Source organism: Ornithinibacillus xuwenensis (genome assembly GCF_039614845.1).
GTDB lineage: Bacteria > Bacillota > Bacilli > Bacillales > Amphibacillaceae > Ornithinibacillus > Ornithinibacillus xuwenensis.
Genome location: NZ_JBDIML010000006.1, coordinates 40,285 through 51,607, shown reverse-complemented (window position 1 = coordinate 51,607; position 11,323 = coordinate 40,285). Strand labels below are relative to the sequence as shown.

Below are 11,323 nucleotides of genomic sequence, written 5' to 3'. Positions count from 1 at the left end.
GTAGCTAACACTTCAATGGACAGCCTACCTTTTCACTTTTATAGTAAATTATTAGTAGAACAGAATAGATTTTCCGGATCATAGTCTTTTTTTAAGGCAACTAGACGACTATAGATATTTTTATATGAATTTTGAACAACTTCATCATTGTTGTTGGCACTATTTAAATACGATGCTTGATTATATGAGAAGGGAAGTAACTTCTTATAAATCCTATTAATCCACTGCTTGGTTTGATGAGGATGACTTCGTATTTCCGCTTCGATAATAAGTAAATAGCCAGCATCGCGTATGGTGAAAGCACTATCATATTTCGAAATACGATTTACCTGTCCGTGAAGCTCTAATAAGTGTATTGTTATTGGAATTCTTGCTTTCTCAAACTCTTTATGTAAAATACTCAGAGCTTCTTCACTTAATTCTTGAAAGAATAATGATATCCCTTCAATCCCTAATCCTTCCCGAACAAAGGAATCAAATTTCTTTTGTACATCCACATAAGACATTACTTCTGTATTGTCTAGTACTGGTTTAGCCAGTTCCTGTAATGGCCGAATGACTTCTTCTTCCACTTGCACGTTTAGATCCCCTGCATACATGCCAATTAACCGTATCCCCTTTTTCGGTATACTGGATCCAGCTGTAATGCCATTGGATATGATGAAATGAAAAGAAAGTTCATCAATTGCTGTTCTTCTATATTGATCGGCTTTTTTTAGGATAGGATAAATATCCTTGTAATCATAAATCACATCAAGTGCAAGTATCGTTTTACCAACCGGATGTAGCTGAAACTCAAATTTTGTTACAACACCAAAATTAGTTCCTGCCCCTCGAATTGCCCAGAATAACTCAGCATGATTAAATCGATTTACATATTGTAAATCTCCTGCTGCTGTTACAATGTTTACCCCGACGATATTGTCACTAGTTAGGCCATACATTCCACGTAAATAACCTAATCCACCTCCAAGAGCTAGTCCAGAAACCCCCATCGTTGAAACCATTCCTAATGGAATTGCTAAACCATATTCTTGGGTAATTTGATCAATTTCAGAAATCTTAGCCCCAGCATCAATGGTTGCAACTTTACTAACCTCATCTACCTGAATATCATTCATATTCGATAGATCAATTAGTACAGCGTTATCCTGAACAGCTAATCCAGCAGGATGAAAACCGCCGCTTCGCACTGAAATTTTTAAGCCTTTTTCTTTTGCATGTTTAACCGCTTCCATCACATCAGCTTCTGTTTTACACTCAAAAATGATGGAAGGGTATCGGTCAACATGTGAATTCCAAACCTTTCGTTTGTAATGATACTGCGGATCGTTACATTCAATTTTCCGGCCACTTTTTCGCATTTTTACTTTATGACCCATGAAAATTCCTCCATTATTTTAGAATAACTAAAAAGGTGGAAACCGAAGTTGATCAATATACTAGAAGTCTATTACCAGCTTTTCTAGCTCTAGGATTAGCTTAGCACAGTCTAAGTCAAATGTAACGTATACGCAGGTATATAGTTAGTACTTTTATAATAGTACATGACAAAAGGGGACAAAAACCGCCCCCTTTTTTGGTATTATGCTGAGAGTTTGTATTCAGCTGCGTATTCTTTCCCCCACTTCTTATGGAGTATATAAGCAAGAAGTACCAGTACCACTATTCCAACCGCTAAGGATAGCAGTGCTGAACCTGTAAATCCTGCTACTAGGAACGATACAATACCACTTATACCAGCGGTAATGGCAAATGGCATCTGTGTATTCACATGGTCAATGTGATCACTTGCACTTCCTGCTGAGGATAGAATCGTTGTATCGGATATTGGTGAACAATGATCACCAAAAATTCCGCCACTTAATACCGCGGCAATTGCAAGTAGCATGGAAATATCCATGGAATCTGCAAGCGGCATGGCAATCGGAATCATAATGGCGAACGTACCATATGAGGTTCCTGTGGTATATGCTACGACACATGCCACTAAAAATAGCAATACTGGTATTATAGCAGGAGTTGTCGTTTGCTCTGCTAATCCAACAATATAATCCGCTGTGCCTAACTCAGACGTTACACTTCCGATAGACCAAGCAAGTGTTAGAATAATATAGACAAGCATCATACTCTTGAAACCGGTTACAATTAATTGCATTGCTTCTTTGAATTTGAATAACTTCTGCTGCATTCCCATGAACATCGCAACAATTATAGCAGAAAATGCTGCAATTAATATTGATAGTCCGCCATTAGATTCTCCAATTGCTGTTACAAAATCATTCTCTGGAAATCCACCTGTCCATAAAAACAATGGTGGTATCATGACAAGAAGTACTACAATAGGTACAATTAAATTGCGTTTTTTCAATTCTTGGCCTTCTACCATTTCTACCTCTAGCATGGAATCATCTGACGGAGGTTCTGCTCCATCACGTAATACCTTTCCAGTAGTTCTCGCACGATACTCCGCTTTTGCCATTGGGCCAAAATCCCATCGTTTAAAGATAACGATTGCTACTAGTAATAATGCTAGGATGGAATAAAAATTAAAAGGTATGGTTGCTAAATACGTCACATACTCGGAACGTGATATCCCAAGCTCTACAAATTGCGCCCCTATCAGTCCCATCACAAAAACAACCCATGTTGATACGGGTGCTAATAAGCATAGTGGTGCAGAGGTTGAATCTACAATATAAGCAAGTTTCTCTCGTGATACACGCATTTTATCTGTTACCGATCGCATTACACTTCCGACAGTTAAGGCGTTAAAGTAATCTTCAAAAAATATAATAATCCCAAATAACATCGTTGAGCCCTGTGCACCTCGATCAGATTTTACTCGTCTTGAAATAGAATGTGCAATCGCCTGTGCACCGCCTGTTTTCTGTAAAAATGCAACTAAAACACCAAATAATCCGCAATATAATAAGACCGTTGCACTCCATTCATCACCTAAGTTTGGCAATATGAACTCACTAAAGCTAGAATAAATACCCATTAATGGATTCCAATCGTGCACCATCGTTGCGCCTAACCATACTCCTGCGAATAAAGCAGGGATAACGTTTCTCGTTACGAGCGCGAGTACAATTGCAAGAACAGGTGGCAAAAGGGACAAAATTCCAAATTCCATTACGTTACTCCTCTCTCAAAGGTTTCTTTTATTTACTTGAACGAAGCCAATCCCCCTAACACCCTCCTTCCTATGTCATTGAGCAAGACTTTTTGTGAAATCCTAGTTAATCAAAGTCAAAATAGATAGAATATTCAGTATTGTATTTATATCTATATTTTAATATGTCTCTATCTTTTGTCAATCAAAATTTAAAAATGTCCCTTCTTATTTGAAAGGACATTTTATAAAGTCATCGATTATTAACAATATTCCACGTACGTACTAACCCATTTACAATTGGTTTAATGACTTGCTTATCCGTGTCATATTTCAAATGAGATAGTGGGTTCCAGCTTGTGAATAATCCACCTGCATTTACTTCAATATCCTTCGTAACAGCATCATCATATGCGTCATTAATACCCTTTAAGGGAAATGCAAGAATATCATCCTTATCATAGAAGTTTAACCATTCACCATGTAAATTGGGATAGTATTCTTTTATTCTTGGAGAAGGTACAGAGATAGGAGAACCAAAATCAATATAACGCAGAGACCACAATGCCATTGGACTTCCCATTGTATAAAATAAGGTCAATGTCTGGCATTGTTCTAGTGGATTGTTACTTGTACACCATTTTGTTTCGGGACCAATATTATGATACTTAAACTGTAAATCATAAAAATAATTACTAGCAATAATGGTTCCAAGACTGTGACTAATGACACAAAGTGGCGCATCATTTCCTGCTTTTTCACGGAGCTTCTGAATTGATTTGGCAATGAGGGCATGTACTTTATCATAGTTTTGATCTTTAAGCCTGGTAGGTTGATAGGCAACAGCATCCGCTAAAAACTCTAACACAAATCTTCTTAACCTCCCGAAATCTAACTCACGATATTCCCGAAGCTGCTCCCATAATTTTGTCTGCTCTGGAGCAAAAATAGCCGACCAATAAACTGGCTCAAAGACTAGCTCTAGCTCTGCTTTTTTCCGAGGAAGCTTTCTGTTAAATCCTGCTTTAATTTTCTCAATTAATTTTTCAGCAAAATTCCTTTCAGGAGTTCCAGCACCATGAAGAATCAATATGGCAACCTTTTGACTCATCATTTTCCTCCTTCCTCAAAATAAAATCGAAAGTAGACAAACTATTTTTAATCATCATACGAAATATTCTTAGATATGGTAAGGTGAAGATTACCTAATTTTCTTCACTTTCCGTAGAAGTCTCTGACTTTTTATAGTCCCAGAGTACTTTCCATTCTCCATCTAGATTCGTCACGTAAACATTTTGTATGATTTGAAAGTTTCCATATTTCCCTTCAAAATATTGTGACACAGGAACTCGATATACTTCCTCAAGGGGTTCTGCATCCTCTTCTATTTGCCAATTTCGGATTAACTCCGAATCTTCTATTGTAAATGTAAAGGTGTTAACATCGAAATGATTAAAAAACACATGTACCCTGTCTTGTAGGTAATGTCCTTTTTCAAAGCGCTCCTTCATTAGTGGGTGAAACATTTCCCAGGACTCTGAGAATGCACCGTCTTGTTCATATGTATAGAATGCCTCTACTGCTTCCTCAGCCTGATTGGAGGGAGAGTTTATTATATAAAAATAAACGAAGTATAGGACCAGACATAAAACAAGGATTATCGCGAATATACTAAATAATAGCTTCTTGTTATGATTACGTTTCATAAGTATCCCTCTTCTCTGTATAATTGGAATACTATAATAATATTCGTTTAAGAGAAGAATTATTAGACATTACTCTGTTTAAGGAGTATATGAAAACTTTTAATATCAAACCATCTTATAAATAGTTAACTAATACTACTAAAATGACGGTTACTTTTACAGTTACGCTGTATGTAGACAAAATATAACTGAATTGGAACAAAAAAAATCTTCCCATCAATAAATAGGGAAGATTTTATGGTTACGTAATAAATTAGATTCCAAATAAAGAAGCAAAACCAATCCAGAATAAAACTTTTAATAAGATAGTAACAATACCAGTAATCAATCCAGTTACAGCAAATCCTTTTTTAAAAGGACTCTTCATAGAAATAAGACCAAAAATAATAGCTAGAATTCCAAGTGGATATGGTAAGAATGGTACAAGTACTAATACTAAACCAACAATTCCTAGAACCATTGATGTTACTGCTAATCCGTTTGCTTGATCTTGAATAGGTACATTATGATTTGTTTCCAAAGCAATTCCCTCCTTCTTTTGTCATAGTACATTAGGATTATATAATATATCATATTGCTTCGTAAATACATTTTACTTGATTATTGCGTGTTTAGTAAAAAAATTTAAATAATTTACCATAATTAACCAAACGTGGTTGATATTACCTTGAGTTATTGAACCTGAAGTTCATTGATGAAGGCCCTCAAGCTATATAAAAAATAGGAAACCTTCGTTTAGGTTTCCTATTATGATATATTTATCATCGAATAAGCAACGCGTGACTTCCCGCTTTCTTATAGATATCAAAGAACGTTTCTTTCGGATAAGTGACGTTTCCTTTTAATGGATCCATCACATAAACTTCGTTGTCACTAAATCCTGTTAAGACAACGGTGTGAGAATTTCGTGGTACTTCAATACGTTTATCTGTTTCATTAAGATACCAAGAATAATTTAACAACGGGTCTTTTAAATCAATTGTAATCCAAACGATTACAGGAACTCCTTGCTTAATATAATCAAGTAATTCTTCTGCATTACTTCCACTAATATCGTCTGGTTGATGATTTCCATTCACTGCTTTCATATACTGATTTACTGTCTCTGCTATAGGAGGCGCATAGCTGAAGAATCCTTGATTCTCACTGCTAGGATCTCCCGCATAGGCCTCATTCGGATTAGCACCGTATAGCTTTCCATCGATTACCTCAAACGATACCTTCGGAAGATATTTCGTTGCTAAAACCTTTTTATCAGCATCATAACCATAGTACTGAAGTACAGAGGCTAGTGCGGTAACCTCACACCCATTCGGAAGCTCCGGATTTTGTAGGTTAACATCCACCGGCAAATTCATCTCTATTGGGATAATCCGCTTATCTTCTGTACGCTTAAATGCAGTGATGGAAGAATGAATCTCATTTTCGATTTTTATTGTCTCTTTTTCCGATTTCATTTCAATAATTTGAGATTCTGTATTTAATTGATAAGGTTCTTCAACATCAATTTGAACGATTTTAACGCTAGAATCTAATGGTAAGGCATCCGATTCAACAAGACCATCGCTATCCGTGCTAATTTCCTGCATTACCTCATTTGATTCTACATCAATTAGTTGAAATTTACTGTTTACAATTGGATAACCATTTTGGGCATCGACACTTATTATCGTAAGTCTTCCCTCATCTTTATCAAAAAGCTCATAGATGAACGCATATATTCTATCACCCTGAGTTGTTAGAATAATGACCGTCGCAAATAAAAGAAATAGAAGGAATGAATTTCGTAATATCAATTTCATTGTCCGTTCACTCCCTACTATGGTTACAGTAATTCAAAAGCAAACAAGTTGAAACAATGATCGTATTCATCACACAGCCTTATCTTCACCAGCATTATCCACATCTACAAAAAATCGCTTATACCATACTAAAAATACATAAACGGTCCAGATATAACGAGCGCGATTTTCTTGCCCATGATAATGTTCATCTAAGAATTTGATAAGTTCATCAACTTGGAAAAATTCTTTAGCAATATCTGATTCGAATACTTCTCTTACACGATTGTAATATTTAGCTTGCTTAATCCAATCACGGAACGGAACTGGAAATCCTACTTTAGGACGATTCGCCCATTCATCTGGTAACACTTCATTTGCAGCTTTGCGTAATACATATTTCGTATCGATATCATTTACTTTTAGGTGAGCAGGAATCTTCCCTGCCATTTCCATAACTTCTTTATCTAAAAACGGTACACGAAGCTCAATGGAGTGTGCTGAACTCATTTTATCTGCTTTTAGTAGAATATCTCCTGGTAACCAATGCTTCATATCTACATATTGCATTTTACTAACATTATCTTTGCCGGCAACCTTTTTGTATGATTCGCGAACGATATCAACTGGAGTTGGGGCATCTTGAAAGTCATCTCGTAAAATCTTCAATGCATCTTTTTCTTCAAATACCTTTGCTTGTCCAATAAATTTTTCTTCAACCTTCTGACCACCTTTTATAAAGAAGCTAGTCAAGCGATTCTCTGGAAGTGCCTTAAAGATATTAGAAACGACACGACGTAAGAAAAATGGCACCTTCTCATAAGCACGCATTTTCTTTGAAGTCTCGTACCATGCATATCCACCGAAAATCTCATCCGCACCTTCGCCAGAGAGTAGTACAGTTGCATGCTTGCTTGCAAGCTCTGCTAAGAAATACAATGGTACAGAGGAAAGATTAGATTGTGGTTCATCCATATGGTATTGTACCGTTGGGATGACATCAAAAAACTCATCAGCACTAATAATTTTCTTATGATTTTCAATGCCTAATTGCTTCGATAGATCCGCAGCAATATTGGTTTCATTAAATATACCTTCATAATCTTCAAAACCAACAGAGAACGTTTTATCTGGCTTAAGCAAGGCTGTTATATAACTTGAATCTACTCCACCTGAAAGGAAAGAACCTACTTTCACATCACTAATACGGTGGTAATTCACCGATTCTTGCATGGTTTCTTTAATTTTTTCCACATAAAATTCCAAAGTGTTTTCTTCTGTTTCAAAGTTAACATCCCAATATGGTTTAATATCCATTTCCCCATTTTTGAAAATCATATAATGACCAGGACGTAGCTTGTATACACCCTTAAAGAATGTTTCATCAAGAGCAGAGTATTGGAATGTCAAATAAGGTTTTAATGCTTTTTTGTTCAACTCTTTTTGAAAGCCTGGAAACTTTAAAAATGATTTAATTTCAGAACCGAATAACAATGAGTTATCCGTAGTATTTTGTGTATAATAAAGTGGTTTAATGCCAAAAAAGTCACGAGCAATTAACAAGGTCTCTGTTTTTTTATCCCATAAAGCAAAGGCAAACATTCCACGTAATTTCTGCAGAATATCTACACCATATTCTTCATAACCATGGATAATAACCTCAGTGTCACTTTGACTTTTAAATACATGACCTTTTTCTTTTAATTCATCCATTAATGATTGATAATTATAGATTTCACCATTAAATATTAATGAAATCGAGTCATCTTCATTAAACATTGGCTGGCTTGCATCCGTTGTTAAATCAATAATTTGTAATCGTCTAAAACCTAACGTAACATTACCATCGACAAAATAGCCATCACTATCAGGTCCACGGTGTCCAATTGTATTCATCATATCTTGTATAATACTTGATTTATCTATTTCAATTGTATTGGTTGAAAATCCAACAATACCGCACATAGCATTATCTCCTCTTAAGTGGCTTTAATACCGTTATTCTACAAGTTAACAAAACTAGTAGTTTAGGCATTATCACCTTAAATTCATACCTACTAATTTTACCAAGTAACTTCAACAATCTCAAGAAGAATCGTGACAACTTTCGCTATGATTCGGCACTTTTTCTTTGTAATTGAAAAAGAAATCACTTACATAAAAAAAACAAGAGCAGTCTGAGGATAGACTGCTCTTTGACTTTGAAGGGGTCTTGCGTGGATACAAGAGGATAAAAGAAGAAATAAAGAAAGAGTTTCCTCAGAACTTAGGATTAGCTTTTTAGTTCTGATAATCGTCGATTTGTTGCAGCGATAATTCCCATTAATTGCACAATTGTCATTTCATGTTGCTCCAATTTCCTCTTAATCTCATGAAAATCATAAAAAGTCATCGCTTTTACCTCCCTTCCAAACCCTTGCTACTATATATAACATGGAAATTTTTATTAGACTACTTTCCATTTTTAGATTTTCCGCCTATTTTCGACAGCAATATTAAGATAAACATTAAAAATCGCAGTAAATTTTATTGTGTTTTGATATTTTGAAGGGATAAATGATAAAGAAATAGATTTATTTATTTTCGTTCAACAAAATTCGACAACACCACTATGACACGTTTGAAAGCTAAGTGTTACAGTAAATTCACAAAGTTTTATCGAATATATTTACGAATGACTAATATACTGATTAACATGAATTAATGTGTAACGAACCAAGGCTTTAACGTGAATTTTGCGAATTCAGTAGCTTGTCTAATATCAATAGAAAGCCACTACACGTTTAGTCAGAAATTTAGGAGGATGTTAGATGCCTGGAGGTACATTTTCTACGGAATTGGATTTACCGATAGAAACAATATGGGATTTTGTAAGTGACATGAACAATTGGGCACCTTTAGTGCCCGGATACATTGAACATAAGATCGTTAATGAAAGACAATCAACATGGAAATTTAAAGGTGATTTAGGTAAAATTCATAAAACAGTGAGCATGCGAATTGATATTACTGAATGGAAAGAACCAACGCGCGTTAATTTTACGTTGACTGGAATCAGTGAAAATGTAACCGGTAATGGATATTTTGAGGCTAAAAGCATCACCAAATACCAAACGAATATGACAGGTAATCTAGATGTGACAGCAAAAGGTATTATGGGACCAATGGTTAACCCTGTATTAAAATCATTAATTCCCAAAACAGCAAAACGATTGACTGAGGCGGTTGCTAGTCAGATGTTAGAAAACCAACGAGTAATGGCGAGAGGGTATTAGCTGAATCGATAATCTAACAAGGATAAAGCCAAGACAATGTAGGACATTGTTTTGGCTTGTTTTATTACTGCTTCATTTCCCATTCATGGATTTCAAAACCTCTTGCACCGGTTTGAACATAAGGATCCTGTTTTACCATACCTTCTGCTTTCTCTAGGCTATCTGCTAGATAAATGACTAATCCGCCTGCCCCATCTACAAAACGTCCTTTAGCAAAAATATACCCTTCATCCTGTAGCTTTTGTAAATAGGAAAGATGCTCTGAACGATATTGAATACTTTTTTCTTCATCCTTCATCGGTAAAAATACTGCGAAATATTTCATTTATAATCCCCCTAGTTCATTTTAAAATCCTATAGTATTGATATCATATTTTTCGAGAAAATGCCAAATACTAATAGAAATCTTGGCATTTAAATAAGCACCTATATAAATGCCTCGCAACTATCCAAGAAGGGACGTTAACCTCGCATGAATTTTAAGGCACTTGGAATAAAACTAATTGTCAATATTATTATTGTGTTTTCAATCTTTGGCATTTTTTATAATGCTTCTTTAATGAATTTATTTTGGGTTAGTATTCTTACAACAGCTATTACTTACTTTATTGGGGATTTACTTATTTTACCCCGTGTAGGCAATACCATCGCAACAATCGCTGATTTTGGACTAGCCTTCCTATCACTTGCCCTGTTAGGGTCGCTATTCATTCAAACAGACATGCCAATCGTTACAACCTCTTTATTTACTGCCTTTTTCATCGCACTGTGTGAACCGTTATTGCACGCTTATATGAAAGAAAAAGGCGAGGAAGACAAACGTCATTTTAAAACAATTACCTCGCAGCATTTCCAAACCGAATTTGGAGAAGAAACAGAGGGGCAGCGTTTTATAGAGGAAAAAGATCCAAGAAGAGATCCACAAAAATAGCCCAAGAGACTTAACTCTTGGGTTTTCATCATATGTTACTAGCATTCCATTACACCGCTAGCTAGCAGATTTGACTTAAATTAATCATCACGATGCTTTTCACTATGGATTATTTCATCCAGTATTGTCTCTGATTTTGTATGATCATGAATATCACAATAATATACTACCGTCTTAATTCGATGAGAAATATGGCAGGTTCGAGTTCGTTTCATAAAATTCTTCCAATAATTATATTCATGTGAACCAACTTCAATAATGTCATAATCGACACTATACTCTTGCCAGTTATGCTCCTCTAAGCTAGTCGGTATCCTCTCAAAATTCTCCACTTGAGCAAATACAGATCCAGTTCCGGCCATAATCATTACGGTTAGCAGACTAATTCCAGACCGAATGATAAATTTCAACAAGTATCACCACGCTAAATCAAGAATTTGTATCCTTAGAATCTTTACCTAAATTGGACAGAATATACATAAGAATGCCAGACGCTATCCAATAATGACTGG

At 35.5% G+C, this 11,323-nt stretch carries 11 protein-coding genes; 2 read left to right on the top strand and 9 right to left on the bottom strand.

Annotation, left to right across the window (positions count from 1 at the left end):
• Nucleotides 1-38: 38 nt before the first annotated feature.
• The 7 genes from ABC228_RS15445 to asnB form a co-directional block, all read right to left on the bottom strand.
• A complete protein-coding gene (locus tag ABC228_RS15445) occupies nt 39-1,382 on the bottom strand; it encodes an FAD-binding oxidoreductase (RefSeq protein WP_345826064.1) in 1,344 nt (447 codons plus the stop codon).
• Between the two features lie 203 nt (nt 1,383-1,585).
• Nucleotides 1,586-3,139 (bottom strand): Na+/H+ antiporter NhaC family protein, encoded by a 1,554-nt coding sequence (locus ABC228_RS15440; RefSeq protein ID WP_345826063.1) that lies wholly within the window; start codon nt 3,137-3,139, stop codon nt 1,586-1,588.
• A 232-nt stretch (nt 3,140-3,371) separates the two neighbouring features.
• On the bottom strand, nt 3,372-4,232 hold the full coding sequence (locus ABC228_RS15435) for a chemotaxis protein (protein ID WP_345826062.1): 861 nt from the start codon (nt 4,230-4,232) through the stop codon (nt 3,372-3,374).
• A 91-nt stretch (nt 4,233-4,323) separates the two neighbouring features.
• Complete coding sequence (locus ABC228_RS15430) at nt 4,324-4,824, bottom strand: hypothetical protein (protein ID WP_345826061.1); 501 nt, start codon at nt 4,822-4,824, stop codon at nt 4,324-4,326.
• 253 nt (nt 4,825-5,077) lie between these two features.
• Nucleotides 5,078-5,344 carry a DUF4190 domain-containing protein gene (locus tag ABC228_RS15425; RefSeq protein ID WP_345826060.1) on the bottom strand — a complete coding sequence of 89 codons (267 nt, stop codon included), beginning with the start codon at nt 5,342-5,344 and terminating at the stop codon, nt 5,078-5,080.
• Between the two features lie 241 nt (nt 5,345-5,585).
• Nucleotides 5,586-6,626 (bottom strand): C39 family peptidase, encoded by a 1,041-nt coding sequence (locus ABC228_RS15420; RefSeq protein ID WP_345826059.1) that lies wholly within the window; start codon nt 6,624-6,626, stop codon nt 5,586-5,588.
• Between the two features lie 69 nt (nt 6,627-6,695).
• Nucleotides 6,696-8,570 (bottom strand): asparagine synthase (glutamine-hydrolyzing), encoded by a 1,875-nt coding sequence (gene asnB, locus ABC228_RS15415; RefSeq protein WP_345826058.1) that lies wholly within the window; start codon nt 8,568-8,570, stop codon nt 6,696-6,698.
• An 845-nt stretch (nt 8,571-9,415) separates the two neighbouring features.
• On the opposite strand from asnB, the gene ABC228_RS15410 reads away from it, so the two are divergent.
• A complete protein-coding gene (locus tag ABC228_RS15410; RefSeq protein WP_345826057.1) occupies nt 9,416-9,880 on the top strand; it encodes an SRPBCC family protein in 465 nt (154 codons plus the stop codon).
• Between the two features lie 64 nt (nt 9,881-9,944).
• On the opposite strand, the gene ABC228_RS15405 is transcribed toward ABC228_RS15410, so the two are convergent.
• Nucleotides 9,945-10,205: a YciI family protein gene (locus ABC228_RS15405; protein ID WP_345826056.1), complete on the bottom strand. Its 261-nt coding sequence runs from the start codon at nt 10,203-10,205 to the stop codon at nt 9,945-9,947.
• A 147-nt stretch (nt 10,206-10,352) separates the two neighbouring features.
• On the opposite strand from ABC228_RS15405, the gene ABC228_RS15400 reads away from it, so the two are divergent.
• Nucleotides 10,353-10,811 carry a YndM family protein gene (locus ABC228_RS15400; protein ID WP_345826055.1) on the top strand — a complete coding sequence of 153 codons (459 nt, stop codon included), beginning with the start codon at nt 10,353-10,355 and terminating at the stop codon, nt 10,809-10,811.
• 80 nt (nt 10,812-10,891) lie between these two features.
• On the opposite strand, the gene ABC228_RS15395 is transcribed toward ABC228_RS15400, so the two are convergent.
• Nucleotides 10,892-11,221, bottom strand: coding sequence for a hypothetical protein (locus ABC228_RS15395; protein WP_345826054.1), 330 nt, complete (start codon nt 11,219-11,221; stop codon nt 10,892-10,894).
• Between the last annotated feature and the right edge of the window lie 102 nt (nt 11,222-11,323).